General features: G+C 61.9%; 17 protein-coding genes. 9 read left to right on the forward strand and 8 right to left on the reverse strand.

Translation table 11 applies throughout. The features are described 5' to 3' along the window. Positions 1–124: 124 nt before the first annotated feature. The 6 genes from AC0NIE_RS15765 (at position 125) to AC0NIE_RS15790 (ending at position 7002) form a co-directional block, all read left to right on the forward strand. Positions 125–610, forward strand: a complete 486-nt coding sequence (locus AC0NIE_RS15765; protein ID WP_473487559.1) for a hypothetical protein — start codon at positions 125–127, stop codon at positions 608–610. Next, entirely contained in the window at positions 580–2976 is a 2397-nt protein-coding gene (locus AC0NIE_RS15770) for an MFS transporter (RefSeq protein ID WP_473487560.1), read from the forward strand. The genes AC0NIE_RS15765 and AC0NIE_RS15770 overlap by 31 nt, the downstream gene beginning before the upstream one ends. A 92-nt stretch (positions 2977–3068) precedes the next feature. Continuing rightward, positions 3069–4073, forward strand: coding sequence for an ABC transporter substrate-binding protein (locus tag AC0NIE_RS15775; RefSeq protein ID WP_473487561.1), 1005 nt, complete (start codon positions 3069–3071; stop codon positions 4071–4073). Positions 4074–4207: 134 nt separating this feature from the next. Then, entirely contained in the window at positions 4208–5758 is a 1551-nt protein-coding gene (locus AC0NIE_RS15780; RefSeq protein WP_473487562.1) for a serine hydrolase, read from the forward strand. 116 nt (positions 5759–5874) lie between these two features. Beyond that, the gene (locus AC0NIE_RS15785; RefSeq protein WP_473487563.1) at positions 5875–6294 is read left to right on the forward strand and encodes a DOPA 4,5-dioxygenase family protein; all 420 of its coding nucleotides are present in this window, start codon (positions 5875–5877) and stop codon (positions 6292–6294) included. A 360-nt stretch (positions 6295–6654) separates the two neighbouring features. Further along, positions 6655–7002, forward strand: coding sequence for a hypothetical protein (locus tag AC0NIE_RS15790; RefSeq protein WP_254026881.1), 348 nt, complete (start codon positions 6655–6657; stop codon positions 7000–7002). 451 nt (positions 7003–7453) lie between these two features. On the opposite strand, the gene AC0NIE_RS15795 is transcribed toward AC0NIE_RS15790, so the two are convergent. The 3 genes from AC0NIE_RS15795 to AC0NIE_RS15805 all read right to left on the reverse strand — a co-directional run bounded on the left by AC0NIE_RS15795 (position 7454) and on the right by AC0NIE_RS15805 (position 10138). Beyond that, positions 7454–8026, reverse strand: coding sequence for a DUF4062 domain-containing protein (locus AC0NIE_RS15795; protein ID WP_473487564.1), 573 nt, complete (start codon positions 8024–8026; stop codon positions 7454–7456). Between the two features lie 224 nt (positions 8027–8250). Next, on the reverse strand, positions 8251–8922 hold the full coding sequence (locus AC0NIE_RS15800; RefSeq protein ID WP_095482857.1) for a Crp/Fnr family transcriptional regulator: 672 nt from the start codon (positions 8920–8922) through the stop codon (positions 8251–8253). A gap of 1021 nt (positions 8923–9943) precedes the next feature. Beyond that, positions 9944–10138 carry a hypothetical protein gene (locus AC0NIE_RS15805; RefSeq protein WP_473487565.1) on the reverse strand — a complete coding sequence of 65 codons (195 nt, stop codon included), beginning with the start codon at positions 10136–10138 and terminating at the stop codon, positions 9944–9946. A gap of 180 nt (positions 10139–10318) precedes the next feature. Here AC0NIE_RS15805 and AC0NIE_RS15810 point away from each other — a divergent pair, with 180 nt between their 5' ends. Both AC0NIE_RS15810 and AC0NIE_RS15815 read left to right on the forward strand, forming a co-directional pair. Beyond that, positions 10319–10570, forward strand: coding sequence for a hypothetical protein (locus AC0NIE_RS15810; RefSeq protein WP_473487566.1), 252 nt, complete (start codon positions 10319–10321; stop codon positions 10568–10570). Next, positions 10536–11351 carry a class I SAM-dependent methyltransferase gene (locus AC0NIE_RS15815; protein WP_123150947.1) on the forward strand — a complete coding sequence of 272 codons (816 nt, stop codon included), beginning with the start codon at positions 10536–10538 and terminating at the stop codon, positions 11349–11351. The genes AC0NIE_RS15810 and AC0NIE_RS15815 overlap by 35 nt, the downstream gene beginning before the upstream one ends. Before the next feature lie 148 nt (positions 11352–11499). Here AC0NIE_RS15815 and AC0NIE_RS15820 read toward each other — a convergent pair whose 3' ends face one another. From AC0NIE_RS15820 to AC0NIE_RS15840, 5 genes are all read right to left on the reverse strand, one after another. Further along, the gene (locus tag AC0NIE_RS15820; protein ID WP_473487567.1) at positions 11500–11745 is read right to left on the reverse strand and encodes a MoaD/ThiS family protein; all 246 of its coding nucleotides are present in this window, start codon (positions 11743–11745) and stop codon (positions 11500–11502) included. After that, a complete protein-coding gene (locus tag AC0NIE_RS15825) occupies positions 11745–14009 on the reverse strand; it encodes a xanthine dehydrogenase family protein molybdopterin-binding subunit (protein WP_473487568.1) in 2265 nt (754 codons plus the stop codon). Before AC0NIE_RS15825 ends, AC0NIE_RS15820 begins: the two co-directional genes overlap by 1 nt. A 2-nt stretch (positions 14010–14011) precedes the next feature. Continuing rightward, positions 14012–14488 carry a (2Fe-2S)-binding protein gene (locus AC0NIE_RS15830; RefSeq protein ID WP_473487593.1) on the reverse strand — a complete coding sequence of 159 codons (477 nt, stop codon included), beginning with the start codon at positions 14486–14488 and terminating at the stop codon, positions 14012–14014. After that, entirely contained in the window at positions 14488–15348 is an 861-nt protein-coding gene (locus AC0NIE_RS15835) for an FAD binding domain-containing protein (protein ID WP_473487569.1), read from the reverse strand. The genes AC0NIE_RS15830 and AC0NIE_RS15835 overlap by 1 nt, the downstream gene beginning before the upstream one ends. Positions 15349–15555: 207 nt before the next feature. Next, the gene (locus AC0NIE_RS15840) at positions 15556–16497 is read right to left on the reverse strand and encodes a hypothetical protein (protein WP_473487570.1); all 942 of its coding nucleotides are present in this window, start codon (positions 16495–16497) and stop codon (positions 15556–15558) included. 359 nt (positions 16498–16856) lie between these two features. On the opposite strand from AC0NIE_RS15840, the gene AC0NIE_RS15845 reads away from it, so the two are divergent. Next, a complete protein-coding gene (locus AC0NIE_RS15845) occupies positions 16857–18332 on the forward strand; it encodes a phosphatase PAP2 family protein (RefSeq protein WP_474047215.1) in 1476 nt (491 codons plus the stop codon). Positions 18333–18735 lie beyond the last annotated feature (403 nt).

Genomic DNA, 18735 nt, shown 5'->3' on the forward strand with positions numbered 1-18735 from the left:
CAGGCCGAAATCGACGTCGATATCGGATGCCCACTGGCGGAGCCCTTCCGCTCAACATAGTGTTGATACGCGCCGCTTTGTGGGAGGGGCCGCAGTGCTTCTGCGAAGTTGGATAACCTTCTCGGTGGTCATCGCCCTGCTGCAGGCGGTTGTGGGATTGCTTTCGGTTCTCCAGCACAATGCCGTGCTTTCCGATCTCTTGCGGCAGCGAATTTCTGTCATCGCCCAGACGACTGCAACTTCCTTCAAGCCAATCATTGACCTTGGTTTGCCAATTTCGATGATCCGCAACGGCGACGCGATCGTCGCACGGGCGCTGGAAACCGACGATGAAGTCAAAGCAGTACACGCGCTAAACCCGACAGGGATCATCGTTTATTCAACCGATGCATCACGGCCAAAGGAGGTTCCGCGCGAGGTGCTGCAAGCGATGCAGTTATCGAAGGACGTCAAATGGAGCACCGAGACCGGCGAGCAAATCTATAGCGGGTTCAACGTCGTGGGCCGTGACGGCGCCACCAGCGGCGCGTGCTTGTCGCCTACCCGAAAGACCGGCTCGAAGCGGCTTCACAGGCCATTATGCGCAAGGTCGTCCGGAACGCCCTTCTGATCTGGGCTGCGTTCTCGGCGCTATCCTACGTTTTGTTAAGCCTGCTTCTTGGAGCGCCTCAGCGCCGGCTTGCCCGCCTGGAGGGCGTTGCCCGCGGCGAACCCGATGCACAGATCGGCGTCAACGGGAACATGAAGACGAGTGGTTCCGGCGGGTTCTGGCGCGATCTCTTCGGCCCCCAAATCCGGCAACTTGACGCAAATCTGGCAGATGCCAGACGGCAATATGATGCGGCCAGGCGGGAACTCAGCGCCTTCGAGTTACCGGCTGCAAAGGACTGGCAAGCCGAGAGCGACGACGCCGTCGTTGCGACTACTCCGACCCTCGAGACCGAGGTTGCGTCCAACCCCTCGCGCTCACTCGCCCGGCAGATTGCGTCGCGCCTGGCTCCGCTGGCGGCGGTGCTGATGGTGAGTTCCGCCCTGGTTTTGGGTATCATCACCCTTGGCAACGTCAATCGCTCTATCGAACCCGAGCTGTCGGCCCGCACAAACCTGATTGCCACGGTCGTCGGCGAAGACGTCCAGCGCGCCCTGGCGACGGGTGTGCCGTTGGACAGTCTGGTCAGCGCGGAGAGTTTTTTCGCCGATATGCTCAAGCAATTGCCCGAGATCGCATACGTTGCAGTCGCGACAGGGCGGGTAGTGCTGGAAGTCGGCGAGCGGATAGATCCTTATCTCGCACCGCCGCGCGAGCGCAAAGGCGTACGCAGCCACCCGATCATGCACAATGGCGAGGAGATCGCCTATGTGGTGATCGATGTCGACCCAGCCTTCATCTCCAAGAAGTTCCTCGACGTCTTTCTCGATATGGGCGTCATCGTCGTGGTCGCCGTATTGATCGCCTTCGAGATCATGGTGCTGATGAGCAGTCGCTCGCTGACTGCCGCTCTCGACCGGCTGCAGCGGCTGGCGGCGATGCAGGCGGCCGGAGACTTCTCCAAGCGGGCAATCGTGGGCGCCCGCACCGCCATCGACCGCGCCGCCCAGGTGCTGATCGAGCGCGCCGAAGGCCTCAGCGCACAGTTCGCGGCGGCATGGCAGGGCCCCGGTGGCTCTGACGTGGCCGGTGGTTCTGATGCGGGGAGAACCAGGCTCGCGGCACTGCAGGCGCGCTACTGTCTTTCGTTGAATGGACCGGCGACCCTGCGATTTTCCTATTTCACCGATCTGCGGCTGGCGCTGTTCCTGTTCGCGGCCGCTGACGAACTGCCGCTTTCCTTCATGCCGCTGTACACGAGGGCGGCGCACAATCCATTTCCCTGGCTTTCCGAGACCGTGCTGATCAGCCTGCCGCTAGCCGGATACTTGCTTGCAATCGTGCTGGTATCCCCCTTCGCACGGCCGCTTGCCCGATGGCTTGGGCCGCGAAGACTGCTGATCCTGGCAGCCGCACCGACAATCGCTGCTCATCTTTGGCTCTATTTAGCAAGCAGCGTGCCCGAGATTGTGGCATCCCGCACCATTCTTGGGGTCGGCTATGCTTTCGTGACGCTCGCCTGCCAGGACTACGTCATCGACAACACGCCGCGCGACGAGCGAGACCGATCGCTCGGAATGTTCTCGACGGTGTTGTTCGGTGGAATATTCTGCGGCACGGCACTGGGTGGTGTGCTGGCAGACAGGCTGGGCCAGTCCAATGCCTTTCTTCTCAGCGCCACCTTTGTCCTGATCTCCGCGCTTCTGATCTTCTCCCTGGTCGCCGATACTGCGAGCCGGGGAGACGGCACGCGTGCCAAGGCGGCTCGACCGCCGCTGCTTGCAGCATTGCGCAACTGGCATTTCGCCGCGCTGGTGTTCGGCATCGCTATCCCCGGCAACGTCTGCCTGCAGGCCTTCATTTCTTATCTCGTGGCTCTGACGCTCGATTCCCTTGGTGCCTCGCCGGCGGATATCGGACGCACGCTGATGGTCTACTTTCTCGCCATCGCCTTGGTTGGCCCGCTTGCAGGGCGCGCGGCGGAACGGGGGATTTCGGTATCGGCCGTGGCCTTGTCGGGAGGGCTTCTCTGCGGCATCTCGCTCCTGACGGCCGCCATCCGGCCGAGCGAAATCACCATTTTCCTTGCGGTTCTGGGATCCGGAATCGGCAGCGGCATGGTTCGGGGAGCGCAAGTCTCGCTCTCGATGTCGATCGCGGAAACAGAGCTGAAGCATCTGGGAGCCGATCCGGTTCTGGGAGCACTGCGAACGATCGAGCGCTTCGCCAGCATCGCTGGCCTCTTGCTGGTCGCGGCCGTCGCCGGCCTCTTTGGCTACGCTGTGGCGATAGCCGTCGTGGCGGCGCTCGCGCTTGGGGGAGCCCTGCTGTTCGGGCTGTCGGTGCTGGGCAAGCCAGCGGCGCCGGCTCGGCAGCTGGCGCCGTGAATTAGTTAGCGGTAAATTAGCTGGAAGTTGCCCGCCGCGGCCAGGCAGCGTTAGAGTGGTGCTTGGCCGCTTGGTCCATAGGGGGAGTTGTCGTGAAATCTATTGCGCGCAGACTGCTCACATTGGCCGTGTTTTTCGTGTTGACCACCGTGGCCAGTGCGGCCGACAGAAAGCAGATATTGGGCATCTTCTACGAAGGGTGCGAAAATGTCTGCGAAGGCTTCAAGGCGGCGATCAAAAAGAGCGGCTTCGCCGCGGACGTGACGATCATCGATCTGGCACAGGACAAGTCGCGCATCCCCACCGCAATCGCCAAGGCGCGGGCTATGCCGGCCGATCTCGTGCTCACCTATGGCACGAACGGGACGCTTGGCGTCATCGGCACGCTGGACGATACGGCCAACCCTGCGTTTATCACCGAGATTCCCGTTGTCTTCGTGAAAGTTGCCGACCCCTTCGGCACGCATATCGCCAAGGGCTTCGAAGGCAGCGGCCGCGCCAATGTCGCCGGAACCTTCAACCGGGTGCCGGAAGCAATCAACATCGAGATCGTCCGCCAGTACGATCCGACGTTCGACAAGCTCGGCCTGCTCTACAACTCGAACGAACGCAATTCGGCGATCACGGCTGAGGAACTCAAGAAAATTGCGCCGACGCTCGGTATCGAGCTTGTCGCGCTCGAAATCGACCCCGGAAATAACGGCGTGCCCGACATTGCCCGGATTGCGGAGCGCATGGCCGAGTTGCGCAAGCAGGGGGTCCGGTGGCTTTACGTCGGATCGAGTTCGTTCCTGAACGCCAATGGCGAGTTGTTCACGAAGACGGCGGTCGAGAACGGCATTGCCATCGTCAGCCCGTACGAGCCGCTGGTGCGCGAGCATCACGCGATGCTTTCCATTGCGGCCCGGCTGGAAAATGTCGGCCATCTCGCTGCGGAACAGGCGCTCAGGATTCTACGAGATGGGGCGACACCTGGGGACCTTCCGATCGTGCGGGCAACCGACTTCGCCTATGTCGTGAACATGGAGGTCGCCAAGAAGCTGGGTCGCTATCCGCCATTCGCCTTCCTCCAAGTGGCCGAGGCCGTGAACAACTGATCCAGGGCGCTAACAGCATCTCGGGGTGTGGGATCGCGCAGCGGACTTCGTTCTACCGCCCAGGCCAGGGTTGGCCTTTCCTGCGTCGGCCTGTAGTATGACCGGTGCTTGCAGGGGATAGGGGGAGCTCGAGCTTGGGACTGGGTCGGAATTTCCGCCGCTGGGGGATGCGGGCCTTCATTGCCGTCTTGGTGCTTTCGCCGCATGCGGCGTCGGCCGATACGCCCGAGCGGATCACTGCCGCCCTGTCGAAGCTCGAGGCGCTCGCCGAAGGCGTCGTCGCGGATGGTGGGGTACCCGGTCTCGCCATCGGGGTCGTGCATGATGACAAGGTGGTCTTCCTCAAGGGGTTCGGGCATCGCGAGGCCGGCAAGCCGGAGGCCGTCGACGCCGATACGGTGTTCCAGATTGCCTCCCTGTCCAAGCCGGTCTCCGCAACGATAGTGGCGGCGCTGGTCAGCGATCGCATCGTTTCCTGGGATGCGAAAATCGCCGATCTCGATCCGGCCTTCCGGCTGTCCGAGCCCTATCCGACCAGCGAACTCACAGTCCGCGACCTGTTCTCGCACCGCAGCGGACTTCCCGGCACGGCCGGAGACGACCTCGAGGACATTGGCTACGATCGCGCGGAGATCCTGCGTCGTCTGCGGTTCGTGTCGCCATCGTCGAGCTTTCGCGCCGGCTACTCCTACAGCAATTTCGGACTGACCGAAGGTGCCGTCGCGGCCGCGAAGCCGACGGGCAAGTCGTGGGAGGAGATCGCCGAGGAGAAGCTCTACCGCCCGCTTGGAATGGCCTCGACCAGTTCCCGTCATGCGGACTTCATCAAGCACGCCAACCGCGCCGCACTGCACGTCAGGGTCGATGGCGTCTGGGCGGCGAAGATAAAGCGCGACCCGGATGCACAGGCGCCCGCCGGCGGCGTCAGCTCCACGGCGCGCGATCTCTCGCAATGGGTGCGCCTCGTGCTCGGCAATGGCGTCTATGCCGGCGAGACCCTCATTAAAGCCGACGCGCTGGACCAGACGCATGTTCCCCTGATGACGCGGGGCAAGAACCCCGTCTCCGGCGGCGAGTCCTTCTACGGCCTCGGCTGGAACATCGAATTCGGCCGGCATGGTCTGAGCTGGGGTCATGCCGGCGCCTTCAGCGTCGGCGCCCGCACCCTGGTGACGCTCTTTCCCGAGGAGAAGCTTGGCATCGTGATTGTCGCCAACGCCTTTTCGACGGGCGTGCCGGAAGGGCTGTCCGACAGCTTCGCCGATATGGCCTTTGACGGAAAGATCGAGAAGGACTGGGTCAAGGCATGGGACGATACCTATGCGGGCTTGTTCGGCCCGGCGGTCGCCGCCGCCAAGGCCGCCTATGCCGCGCCGCCGTCTCCGGCGAGCCCGGCCGGGCCGGCCAGCGCCTATAAAGGCCGCTATTTCAACGACTTCATCGGCGATGCGGTTGTGTCGGGTGAGGGCGACGGCCTTGTGCTCAAGGTCGGGCCGGGCGGCGCCCGGTCCTATTCACTGGAGCATTTCGACCGCGACATGTTCCTGACCTATCCGGACGCCGAGACGCCGGACGCGCCGTCTGGCGTAAGCTTTGTGCTCGGCCCCGACGGCAAGGCGTCGGCGATGACAATGGAGTTTCTCGACGGCAATCATCTCGGCACGCTGGCGCGCGTGGGTGACTAGTGTCAAAATCACGCTTGTCCAGTTATCCCCCGGCAAGAGGCGGCATCAACACTGCCTGACAAGGTCGACCTTCCATGCTTCGGGTCTGCCGGTAATCATCGAAGGGGAGCATCAAGGTGAACGAAGACGCCGCCACTCCAAGGCCTCTCGCGGAGATCGCCAGCTATCACGCCCATATCTACTATGACGGGCCGGCCGAGCGGCAGCATGCCGAATGGCTGCGCCTGCGCATCGGCGAGCGCTTCCGCGTGCGCCTGGGCAATTGGCGCGATGGGCCGGTCGGCCCGCACGAACAGGCCATGTACCAGGTCTCCTTCGCCACCGGGATTTTCGCTACCCTGGTTCCGTGGCTGATGTTGAACCATGGCGGCCTGAGCATCCTCATCCACCCCAACACCACCAACCCCAAGCGCGATCATCTGGTCGACCCGATCTGGATAGGCCGGCCGCTGGGGGTGCACGGCGAGGTTCTCGGCGAGGAGGATGAGGCGGAAGAGGCGCTGGAGGTGAATACGGAGCCGACGCTGGGGGCATAGAGGGAGGACGAATTATTGCTGGTGGCGGCCCGACTTGGCCGAAGACAACTGTCTGCCTTGGGCCGAAAGCAATCCGGCAGCTTCGGGCCGCGAATCTTCAAGAGCGGACATTCAGGTTAGGGTTGGGCATCGTCGTGACGTGACCCAATCCCGACCTTCCTGCGTTGGAATCTTTCCCAAAAGCCGACGTTGGGTGCGACCGGCGCTCATGACGCGATCCGCATCTTGCCACACGCGCCCGGCCTCGTTTTTGAATGCGTTGCCACGCGTGTGAGAATTCCCACAGACGAACCTACCCACTCCTCATATGCTTTGCGCACCGATCTTGTTCTGACCTGTTCGGTTGAGGAGGAAAATATCATGTACAGATACACGGTCCTTGCAGCGCTTTGCGTGACGACGGGCTACGCCTCTGCAGGTGAACTGGACCCCCTACAAGGAGGGAGTATCGATCTCGGCGGTTTTCAAGGCGTCGTCTATTATACGGAAGCCGATAACAGCTTCCGGGTGGTCACCACGATCGCTGAAGGCGAGGCGGGCTTGCCTGTGCGCTTCGAGGCAACCCTCGATGAAGGCCAAAGCCTCACGATCTCGGTTCCAGGCAGGTTGGACGAGCGCAGCCAAACCGTCGAGATTTCGCGGGCCGGCGGCAAACTCTTCGTGGCAGGAGCCGAGCCCCCTCCCGAACTCGTTCGTGCCGGCCATTGAATCTGTCGCCTCCGAGGACGAACTCGATCTCCGCGAAGGAACAAGACAATGCTTTATACGCTCGTCATTCTGGCTTGCCTGACATCCGCTCCGGAGGCCTGCGAGTCGCGCGAGTTGATCGTTGGCGATTTGGCCATCCATCCCGGGGCCGCTTTTATACAGGCGCAACCACTTGTCGCCCAGTGGACCGAAACGCATCCCGCCTTTTTCGTACAACGTTCGCGACTGCTACCTGGTCGTGGGACATGAATGCTGCACTCGTCTGCAGTTCCGTGCCGGCACAGGGCACGACCGCACAGCCGATTCGGCGGTCGGGCGTAGGTCGGGATTGCCAACGCTCCGTGAATGTCGGCAAATGGCGCTCTGTGCTCGTTGCCGCCGACCGATTCAAACGGCAGGGCCTAACCCATCTCGGCCATTCGCGGCATAGCCAGAATGACTGAGTTTTACCCTAGTCTTCCTCCCGAAAATCCTGCAGTGAGGCATGGCGCAGATTCTCCTCGCCGCGGAGATGCTTCACGCGGCCGATCAGCCCCGGCTTGACCAATTGCGTCGCCGGCCGTTTCATCCCGTTTGGCGCAGCCCAGAATGCTCCTGTACGCGCTCCCAGAGGCGTTCCCGCATCTCCCGTGACGAGCTTCTTTTCATACAGCTTTCGGAATCTCTCGAGTTTGGCCTTTTTCTCGAACTCGCCCTTTTCCGCGGCCCACGTCTTGCGAGCACCGCCTTTGAGCAAAAACGCCACGGTAGGCACGCCTTGGGCGACGGCGTACCCGTACTCCATCTGGGTGTACCTCTTACCCTTCAACTCTGAGCCGTACCGCTCTGCTACGATGAGTACGTAGTAGTCGCTGTCATCGATGCGTCGCTTAATGTAATCCCATTGAGTGTCGTCGCTGGCTTGGAATGCCGCCATCCCCACAGGAATATGCCCGAGGTTAAGAACGGCCTCGATGACCGACCGTCTTTCGCCCACCAAATCGGCGTAGGTCGAGCTGACGAAGATTTGGTATTTAACGTCCACGCGGCTTCACCCTTCGATCCGCCCTTGTAAGTCTGCAAGCAGGCTGGGGGATAACGTTCCGTGCCCGCATCAAGAAGCCGAGTCATGATTCTTGCAAGGGTGAAGCGATCAAAGCCCGACCCGCGCGCTGGCACGCTAGGTTGCCCGGTTTGCCGGAAGGAATAATCACTTGCGGCCGAGGAGTATGAAACGTGCGGTGCCCCCCGCCGCAGCGACAGCCTTCGCTATTCCTTCTTGTCGACCAGCGCCCGTAGTGCCGAGACGTCATGCAGCAATAACCTGCTGCCGCGCTTTTCGATCAGGCCTCTCTTGGCGAGGTCGCTCATTTCGCGCGAGACCGCTTCCCTGTGCGTGCTCATCGTTGCCGCCAACTCGGAATGCGTCGGTGCCGGGCTTATGGACACCTCGCCGTCCACGAGTGCGGCTTTCTCCGCCCGATGCAGGAGCTCGACGATCAGTCGTTTTCGCACGACCAGAGTGCTGTATTCGAATACCCGCTCGGTCATGCGCCGGAGCTGGGCAGACAGATGCTCAAGCAGCACCCAGGCAAAAGTAGGGTGGGTCATCACGATATCCCGGAATGCTGTGCCGGACAGCCGTGCAGCGCGGGTTGCCTCCAGTGCGACTACGCTGGCAGAGCGTGCAATCCCGTCAATGCCTCCGAGCTCCCCGAAAATGTCACCCGGTTCGACATCGCGATACGCTATCTCCCTGCCGTCCGCTGAAACCAGTGTCACGCGAGCCCGTCCTTCCAGCAGGAAGAAGACATCGCGACCAGTGTCGCCGTGGGAAATGATTAGCTCGTTGTGTCGATAGCTGCGCTCGTGCCACCGTTTGGTCAGCGCGGCGAGGTCGGCATCGCAAAGTCTTGAGATGAAAGCCAGAGAGCCTGTCACAACGGTCTCTTGTTCAATCAAGTGTACTTCACCTTACTCCCTATTCAAGGAAATTTGATGGCCGCAGGCCCCGCTTTCCGGGATGCAAACTGGGAGCGGATTTCGCCAATGTTTTCCCCGGTGTGGGAATTCCCACAGCCGAGCCTGGTTCGACTGTCATATCCTTGTTGCAACGTCAGGCCCGCCGGCTCGTGTGCAAGCCGGCGAAGGGAAAGGGAACAGTCATGAAATTCTTGGCTCCCGTCACAAAATTTGCTGCGGGGTTTCGCAAATTCGTCGCGCCGCGCTACCGCCCGGAGCTTTATTACATGCGTGGCCCGGGGCCAGCCACCGCCCGCCGTATGGGCACGCCGCGGCAAAACCAATCCATCGACCACTACGCCTAACTTGCCTCGCGGACGGCTGACGCTCTCGCCCGGAGTGCCGTTCGCGCCGTTCCGTACCGGTCAATTCAGATCAATGAAGGGACGATCTGATCATGGTTATGATTCATGCTGCCGCCATTGGTCCATTTCGCAGGTGGTTGCGCCTCCGCGCCGAGCGAAAAGCTCTCTTGTCGGCAACGGACCAGTTGAGCCGTTTACCCGATGACGTTCTTGGCGACATCCGCATCTCACGTGACGAAATCATGTGCGCTTTGCGAAGCCGCGCCATCCGTCATGCGGAGGCAGGCGCGGCCGGCACGACGATCGAGCGCACTAGGATCGCTTCGCTCGATCCCGAAACGGTTTGGCCGCCGGCAGTGGCTACGCCTCGGCCGAGATCCCCTTTGGCTGGTCCACGAGCGCGCGATCGAGCCTTACATCGTGGCTTCGACAAGCAGCGGCGCGCGGACGGGACCTTCGAACGGCACTACACCTGCGACCCCAAGGACTGAATGTTGACCGAAGGGAGCTGGGGAGGATCTCAAAATGATCATGTCAGTTGTTAAGTCCCTCGCGCCTGTGACGCTCGGCACCGTGCTGATCGCAATCAGTCCGGCTTCATTGTCGGCTTCTGACGCTCAGGACCTCGCGTTCGCTCACGCTGACATGCCAATCAAACAGCTGGTGTCTGTCAGTTCCGCCGCAATCCGCTGCAGCGTGTGATCTTCATCCGAAATCCGGGCCGCGGTCTCGGCACCCATGATTGGCGAGTACGTCCTGCGCCAAGACTCTCCAATGAGCAGCGATACCGACGGCACGTCCTGCTCAGTCATGGCTCTGATTTGCGTCATCGATAACGTCCCCTGCCGGTCAATTATAGCGTTGCCGGACGGGCCGCTCAAATTCGGAGCGGCGGCCTACCGCCGCTTCATCGCATGGGGGTCACGCCGTTCCCTACACCTACCATCAGGGATGGTCCGCAGGTCGACTCCTACCGATGAGCTAACGTCCGCTCTGGAGAAGCACCGCGAATGTCTGAACATGGCGCAACCACGACCCTCAGCGTGGTCACTTGGGATGTCGGCTTTTGGCAATCGGCAGCGGTGACCCAAACGACCGTCATGCGGCGCAAAGCGGTAATTGATGTGCCGGGCGCAGGGGTCGCCACGGTTCAATTCACAGCCGCTGATCTTGACGCCGTCCGACCTTATGCGAAGCTGATATGGTCATTCGATCTGGGGGCAGTGAATGTCGTCATCGCATTATACGCATGGATCAAGTGAAGCCGAGCAGCAACGGCTGACGGCTTTAAACAAGCGCCTTAATCAACGATGTCTCGACGCTGCACAGCTGGTTGTTGGCGAGCGGGTCGTCGATTTCGGTGCTGGGTTAGGGCAGTTTTCGAGAATGATGGCGCGGGCCACCGGTGTTCCGGTCTTGGCTTTGGAGCGAAGCCCGGAGCAGATAGCGGAGGCGCTACGACAGGCCGACGCCGATGGGGATTTGGCATTTCTGGAGATGAGGCAGGGTGACGTGCTTGCTCCACTTCTTACCGACAACGAGCTTGGACAGTTCGACGTTGCTCATGCGCGGTTCGTTCTCGAGCACCTACCTGACCCGTTGCTGCTTGTTCGCAACATGGCCGGCGCAGTGCGACCGGGCGGACGGGTGATATTGTCAGATGACGACTATGATGGGCTGCGGCTCTGGCCCGAGCCACCGGGATTTGCCTCACTATGGCATGCCTATCAGCGAACCTACGACCGACACGGCAATGATCCAATCATCGGACGTCGCCTTGTTCAATTGTTGCATCAGGCCGACTTGCGTCCACGACGTATCACATTTGTCTTTTTTGGCGGATGCGCCGGCGAGCCTGACTTTGAGGCAGTTGTCCGGAACATTGCGAGCATCATCGATGAAGCGATGGACGATATCGTCGCTATCGGATTGCCTCGCCAATCCGTCACTGCGACGCTCGACGCCCTGATTGATTGGAGCAAGGAGCCGGACTCGGCCGTCTGGTTTGGAATGTCTTGGGCTGAAGCCGTTCGACCGGTCTAGTCGATGGGCTCTTGTAGTTCGTTTTGCCGTAACCAAGAGGTAGATTTCTGAACAGCGCGTCCGCTTTCGGTTGCCTCTGCCCTCGGGCGGAACGACTGAGATGCGGCGCAAAGCTGCCATTCTATATACCGCGCGTCCTCGCCCCCCATCACCCCCCAGCCAGCCGCGGCAGCAGGAAAATCTCCGCCCCCTGCGGCAGCTCCTTCGACCACGTATCCCGATAAATTGTCCCGTCGATGGCGACGGCGATGCCGCGATCGATCAAGGGCTCGAGGCCGGGATACTGCTCGGCCAGCTTTCTGAACAGCTCCCGAATATCCTTGGCCTCGATTTCGACCTTGCTCTTGCCTCCGGCGAGCGCGCCGAGCGATCCCCAGAGCGTCACTTCGACCATCAGCCTCCCCGTTCCGCCTCGATCGCCGCGAGAATCCGCGGCGGCGACATCGGGATATGCGTCATCCGCACGCCCGCGGCGTTCGACACCGCATTGGCGATCGCCGCCAGCGGCGGCACGATCGAGGTCTCGCCGACGCCACGCACCCCATAAGGATGGTTGGGATTGGGGATCTCGAGGATCTGCGTGTCGATCATCGGCAGGTCCGAGCAGACCGGGATGCGGTAGTCGAGGAAGCCGGGGTTCTGCAGCCGCCCGTCCTTGCCGTAGATGTACTCTTCGTTGAGCGCCCAGCCGATCCCTTGCGCGGCACCCCCCTGGTACTGCCCCTCGACATAGGTCGGGTGCACCGCCTTGCCGGCATCCTGCACGACTGTGTAGCGCAGGACCCTCGTGGCGCCGGTCTCCGGATCGACCTCGATATCGCAGATATGGGTGGCGAAGGAGACGCCGGCGCCGTCGGCGACGAGCTCGCTGTGGCCGGCGATCGGCCCGCCCGTTTTTCCTGACGCGGCCGCGATCTCCTTCAGCGACAGCGCCGCAAGGTTGCCGTACTTCTCGCCTTTGGCGATGGCGTGGCCCTTTTCCCAGACAACGTCCTCGACCGGGATGTCCCACGTCTGCGCGGCGCGCTCGCGCAGGATCTTGATGGCGTTGCGGGCGGCCGAGATTGTTGCCATCGAGGAGGAGAAGGTGCCGCGGCTGCCGTCGGTCATGTCGTTGTAGCCGAGGCTGGAGGTGTCAGCCACCACCGCCTTGACCTGCTCATAGGCGATGCCGAGTTCCTCCGCCGCCACCAGCGACAGCGACGCACGGGAACCACCCACATCGACCGTGCCGACGGCAAGCGAGACCGAGCCGTCCATGCCGATGTTGAGGTCGGTGCAGGTCTGGCCGCCGAAGTTGAACCAGAAGCCGCAAGCCATGCCGCGGCCCTGGTTCTTGCCCAGCGGTGCCTTCATGTGCGGATGGCTCTTCGCCGCTTCGAGCGTCGGGCCAATGCCGATCGGGCCATATACCGGACCGTAGGACGATCTGGTGCCTTCCTGCGCGGCATTCCTGATCCGAAACTCGACCGGGTCCATGCCGATCTCCTTGGCCAGCTCGTCGACGGCACTTTCCACCGCAAACGCCGCCATCGGCGCCGACGGCGCGCGATAGGCGGCCGTCTTCGGCCGGTTGACCAGCACTTCGTAGCCGACCGTCTTGACGTTCTCGAGCCTGTAGCAGGCAAACGCCGTCATGGCGCCGATCTCAGCCCACATGCCGGCATAGGGGCCGCAGGAGTAGCGTAGCGTCGCCTCGGCCGCGGTGATCGTGCCGTCCTTGCGGGCGCCGATCCTGACGTCGATCGAGGTGGCGCTGGTCGGCCCCGAGGCGCGGAACACCTCGTCGCGCGTCATCACCAGCTTGACCGGCCGGCCGGCCTTGCGCGACAGCGCCAGCGCCACCGGCTCGGCCCAGACATGGGTCTTGCCGCCGAAACCGCCGCCGATCTCCGAGGAGGTGACGCGAAGCTTGGAAGCTTCCATACCAAGCAGTTGGGCGCAGTGCTGGCGGTAGACGAAATGGCCCTGCGTGCAGACCCAGAGGTCGGCGGTGCCGTCCGAGCTGACGTTGGCCACGCAGGCATGCGGCTCGATATAGCCCTGGTGCGTCTGCTCGGTCTTGAAGGAGCGTTCGACGACGTAATCGGCCTGTCCAAAACCCTGATGAACGTCGCCATGGCCGTACTGAGTGCGCTTGGTGACATTGGACGGCTTGGCGGGCTTTTCCTCGAGGCCCTCGGTGAAGATGGTGTCGTTGAGCACGGGCGCCGAGTGCTTCATCGCCTCGTCGACATCGGTCACATGCGGCAGCACTTCGTAGTCGACCTCGATCAGCTTCAGCGCCTGCCTGGCAGTGCGGGCGTCGACCGCGGCGACCGCAGCCACCGCATGGCCGTCATAGAGCGCTTTCTTGCGCGCCATGCAGTTGTCGAGGATGTCGTACATGGCGGAATCGCCATCGGTGAGGTCGGGCAGGTCGGCGGCGGTGATCACTGCCTTCACGCCGGGGAGTTTCTCCGCCTTCGAGGTGTCGATCTTCCTGATCGTGGCGTGGGCGTGCGGGCTTCTCAGAACACGCCCGACCAGCTGGCCGGCCATGTTGAAGTCCGCGCCGTAGCGCGCGCGGCCCGTCACCTTGTCGACGCCGTCGGGACGGATGGGGCGGGTGCCGACCGAGGTGAAATTGCGCCCCGCGAAACGTGGATCGAAATTCATCGTCATGCTCCCTTCATCACGTTTGCCGCGTCCTGGACGGCGCGCACGATCTTGTCATAGCCGGTGCAGCGGCAGAGGTTCCCGGCGAGGCCGAAGCGGATTTCCTCCTCGGTCGGGTCGGGGTTCTTGGCCAAAAGGTCCTTCGCCGCGATCAGGAAGCCCGGCGTGCAGATGCCGCATTGCAGTGCTGCGTGCTCAAGGAACTTCTGCTGCAGCGGATGCAGCGTGTCGCCATGCGCCATGCCTTCGACGGTCTCGACGCGCCGGCCTTCAGCCTCCGCGCCAAGCACCAGGCACGAACACACCAGCCGGTCGTCGAGGATGATGCTGCAGGCGCCGCAGTCGCCGGTGCCGCAGCCTTCCTTGGCGCCGGTCAGCCCGAGGCGGTCGCGCAGCACATCGAGCAGCGTCTCGTCCGGTTGGCAAAGGTACTCGAAATTGTCGCCGTTGATTGTCGTTGAGACTGCTACACCGGCCATCATCTGCCTCCTGCACGTGCATAGGCGGTCATGGCGGCCCGCCTGGCCAGCACGCCCGCAACTTTCCTTCTGAATTCGATGGTGCCGCGCTTGTCGTCGATGGGCCGGCAGGCCCCCGAGCAGACCTTGGCGAGCCGCTCGAGTGCTGCTTCGTCCAGCTTCCTGCCGATGAGGGCTTCGGCGGCCTCCTCGACCAGCAGCACCGTCGCGGCCACGGCGCCCAGCGCCACGCGGGCCGCTTTGACGACACCCGCCTCATCGAGCGTCAGGTTCACGCCAGCGCTGACAACGGCGATGTCCATCTCCGTGCGCGGGATGAACCGCAGATAGGCATCGCCGGAGCGCGGCGGACGCTTGTCGAGCAGGATGGCCTCGATGATCTCTCCCTTGGCGAGCGACGTCTTGCCCGGCCCGGTCGGCACTGCCTCTACCGCGATGGTGCGCTTGCCTCCTGGCCCGGCAATCAATGCCCTGGCGCCGGCGGCCACCAGCGCCGGCACGCTGTCGGCCGCCGGCGAGGCGTTGCAAAGATTGCCGACGATGGTGCAGCGTCCCTGCACCTGCTTCGAGCCGATCAGCTTGGCCGCCTCGACGACGCCCGGCCATTCCCCCTTCAAGGCCGCGCTCTCTCCCATCAAGGCGCAGGAGACCGCCGCACCGATGCTGAAGCCCTCCGCCGTTTCCCTAATCTCGCCCAGTCCATCGATCGCCTTGATGTCGAGGATCAGGTCGGGCTCGATAAAGCCGCCTTTCATCCTCACCAGGAGGTCGCTGCCTCCGGCGAGAATGGCGGCCGTGCCAGACGAGCCGGCCAACTGGCCAACGGCATCTTCCATTGAAAGCGGACGTATGTAGCGCATCGTCTCCCCTTGATCATCGCAATTCTGTCGGCCTGTTATAGAGCCTTGGATCGGAATGGTCATCCGGTTCTGCATCAGCAGCGATTAGGCCAGGCGCCGCAAGACAAATGGCAACATTCCACCCGCATATCGGCCATCGGCGGTAGCTGACTGAGTCTGAGCCCTAGAGCCGCAGGGCGGCGGGCCTTTTGCCGGCGCGTTCTCAACTCAGGGTGCCGGGCTGAACTGGAGCAATTTGAAGCAATCGCCGCTTCCCGACTTCAACTGCGTCAGGAAGCGTTTCGACCGGTCGATCCATTCCTGGTGCGACCTGGCATCGGCTTCGATCTCGTTGACCGGTCCAAGATTGACGAAGCTGCGCCCCTTGCTGAAAAGCCAGCACGCACGGCCGAGAAGTCTCCTGCTGCGCTGGCGCAAGAGGTCGGCATCATAAAAGATGTCGAGCACCTCCTGCTTGATCTTTGCCTCCTTTTCGGGATTTGCGATCGCAACCGCGATCGAGTCTCCGCCGATCGCATCCTGCAGGTCCTTGTAGTCGAGGGCGAGCTGAGTGGTGGCATATTTGATCTCGCTCTCATCCCGGACGATGTTGAACCACAGCGTGGGATCGAGTTCGTTGACGACGAACGATGCCTCGAAATCGCGCGATAGGTTCAGGATATCGAAGGCTTGAACCTCAACGTCGCGCTCAACCAGAAGGATCTGGGCGACCTGCTTGCCGAGTTCCGCCCCGTGCGCGCTGATCGCGGCATTCGTTCCACCGAGCTCCGGGCTGATGTAAGGCCCGCCATCATCCAGCAGCGCATCGAATTCGCCAAGGTATTCGACGACGGCGGCGCCGCGAGCAATGCGCGCGGCCAGTTTGGCGAGAGCCAGCTGCAGCTCCGTTTCGCGTTTGCGCTGGTCCTGATAATTCTGCTGAAAAAAGAAGATGAACAGGGAAACGCCAATTCCGATCAGGATCACGCCGAGCTGGGAAAAGATGTTGCGATAATACTCCAACAGCTTTTCACGATGGCGCATGTCGTGGCGCACGCTGTGTGCCACACGAAGATTGACGATCAGCGAAAGGATCAGGAGCCCGGCACCGAACAGGATGAGGCCGCCGATGAGGAAATAGCCTTGCCCTGAGAAGGTGCTGAAATCCATGCGTTTGCCGCGTCCCTGAAGCCCCAGACCGCGCAGACTAATACCATTCCGCTTCAACGCCTACATGTTCGTAGGGGGCGTCAACATCCGGAAATGACCCAAACGCGACCTTCCGGGACCAATTTTCCTTCCAGAAACCGGACATTGGGCCCAACCAGAACTCGTGACCCAACGCGGACATTCCCGCAATCGAACCGGAACGTCTCGAAGGGCTGGGAAGCTGACGTTGCCCTGCGGCAGAAGACGTCAAACATCGACTTTGCGCGGGATTTTCATGTCGCAGTCACAGCGGCAATCGGCTTCAAGTCAGAAAGAAACCGGTCACAAACAACGCTGTCCTATTCGCATATTTGATCCTTTTGCCCGGCGGTGTCCGGCGCTATAATCAGCGATCGCTAAAATTAGGGCGGAGCAGCTATAAAACCAGAAAAAAAGCGTCCGTCTTTGGGCCGGGGACCAACCATAGGAGGCCAAACATGCTAAGCGCCTTGTGCAAGGCTTGCGCAGTGGTCCTTTTGTCAGGGAACTGCGCTTTCGCCCAATCGGATCTGATAGAACCAAAGGCTGGAACGTGGAAGACGTGGGTGATCACGTCGGGCGAGGACTTTCGAGTACCGCCGCCGCCTGACGCCGCCGCCGCCGCAGCCGAATTGGCGCAGATGCGGGATCTCTTGGCGCAAAAGGATCCGGCTGCCGCCGACAAAATTACCTTCTGGGACGCCGGCTCGCCTGGGTACCGATGGATCGATCTGGTCAACAATCGCCTTCTCGAAAACCAGCAGATTCCAAATGCGCACCGCGTCTACACCTATTTGACGATGGCGATGTACGACGCCACCATCGCTGCGTGGGACGCGAAGTACTTCTACAATCGTCCGCGCCCGAGCGAGGCGGATGCCGCACTGTCGGTTGTGCTGCCTACGCCGCGGAGTCCCTCCTATCCATCGGAGCATGCCGCAGCCGCCGGAGCCGCCGCGACCGTTCTGTCCTATTTCTTTCCAGACGAGACGTCGTCGTTCGACGCAATGGCCGAAGAAGCGGCACAGTCCCGTGTCCTTGCCGGTGTCCAATTCCCGAGCGATTCTTCCGCCGGCCTCGAATTGGGGCGACGGGTGGCTGAACAGGTGATTGCGCGGGCAAAGGCTGATGGCTCCGACGCAGTCTGGACCGGCACGGTCCCGACCGGGCCATGCATGTGGGTCGGGGACAAACCCGCCAATGTAACCATGCCAAACTGGAAGCCGATCGTGCTGGCAGCACCCGATGAATTCAGGTCGCCGGCGCCACCCGACTGCCAGTCCCCGGCCGTAAAGGCCGAGATGGATGCAATCCGACAGTTTGGACGAAAATTCCCTAACAGCTACAAAGCGTTCTACTGGCAGAGCCCATCCGGCCTGTTCACCGACTGGTATGACTATGCCAGCAAGTGGATGTTCGAGGACAAGACGGATTCGAACCCGCCGCGTGCCGCGCGGGCTTACGCGATGCTCGCAACGGTCTATTACGACGCCTACATTGCAAGCAACGATGGGAAGTACGCTTATTGGTACCTGCGCCCCCACATGCTTGATCCGAGCATCAGTCCCCTGTTTGCGGTGCCGGCCCATCCCAGTTATCCGTCAAACCACTCCACGCTCTCAACTGCTCGATCCGAGGTCCTGGCATACCTGTTTCCCAGCCATGCGGAATTCATCCGCAAGGTCGGCAAAGAGGCCGGCGATTCGCGCGTCTGGGCCGGCATCCACTACGAGATGGACAACAAGGCCGGTGCCGCACTCGGCAAAGTGGTCGCGGAGAAATTCATCGAGCGGGCGAGAAAGGACGGAGCAGACTAGCGGAAGGAGAGGACACCTGCGCGACCCGTTCGGTACCTTCTTTGCCGATCGCCGGTCGAGGCCAAGGGTAGAACGGAACTTTGTTCGCCACGTATCAAAAAGTTGCGGGCCCCACGCGCCTTCATCTTCTGACGATTTGTGACCTGAGACGCAACAAGGCTTCCAAGTTGTCGTTCCCCTGCGCCCCCGATCTATAGACCCGCTTCGGAGTCGACTCGTGACATTGGCTGCGTCCGGCGCAAACGTCAGCAGGTGGCGCAGTGCGTCTGTTGAGTGATTGACCTCGCGACGGTCCGAAGCCGGTGGCAATCAGGTCAAATCCTTTGAGGCGACCTGAGATCGGGCGGTAAAGTTCGCTGGCTCAATGCGAGCGCTGCGGCTGCGGAGGGCGGCATGGGAGAAG

It is taken from the genome of Mesorhizobium sp. WSM4842 (assembly GCF_055901575.1).

Coding starts and splice junctions, on each gene's coding strand:
- AC0NIE_RS15770 (WP_473487560.1), top strand. CDS start 580: ATGCGCAAGGTCGTCCGGAACGCCCTTCTGATCTGGGCTGCGTTCTCG.
- AC0NIE_RS15790 (WP_254026881.1), top strand. CDS start 6,655: ATGTACAGATACACGGTCCTTGCAGCGCTTTGCGTGACGACGGGCTAC.
- AC0NIE_RS15805 (WP_473487565.1), bottom strand. CDS start 10,138: ATGACGCAAATCAGAGCCATGACTGAGCAGGACGTGCCGTCGGTATCG.
- AC0NIE_RS15810 (WP_473487566.1), top strand. CDS start 10,319: ATGTCTGAACATGGCGCAACCACGACCCTCAGCGTGGTCACTTGGGAT.
- AC0NIE_RS15815 (WP_123150947.1), top strand. CDS start 10,536: ATGTCGTCATCGCATTATACGCATGGATCAAGTGAAGCCGAGCAGCAA.
- AC0NIE_RS15820 (WP_473487567.1), bottom strand. CDS start 11,745: ATGGTCGAAGTGACGCTCTGGGGATCGCTCGGCGCGCTCGCCGGAGGC.
- AC0NIE_RS15825 (WP_473487568.1), bottom strand. CDS start 14,009: ATGAATTTCGATCCACGTTTCGCGGGGCGCAATTTCACCTCGGTCGGC.
- AC0NIE_RS15830 (WP_473487593.1), bottom strand. CDS start 14,488: ATGGCCGGTGTAGCAGTCTCAACGACAATCAACGGCGACAATTTCGAG.
- AC0NIE_RS15835 (WP_473487569.1), bottom strand. CDS start 15,348: ATGCGCTACATACGTCCGCTTTCAATGGAAGATGCCGTTGGCCAGTTG.
- AC0NIE_RS15840 (WP_473487570.1), bottom strand. CDS start 16,497: ATGGATTTCAGCACCTTCTCAGGGCAAGGCTATTTCCTCATCGGCGGC.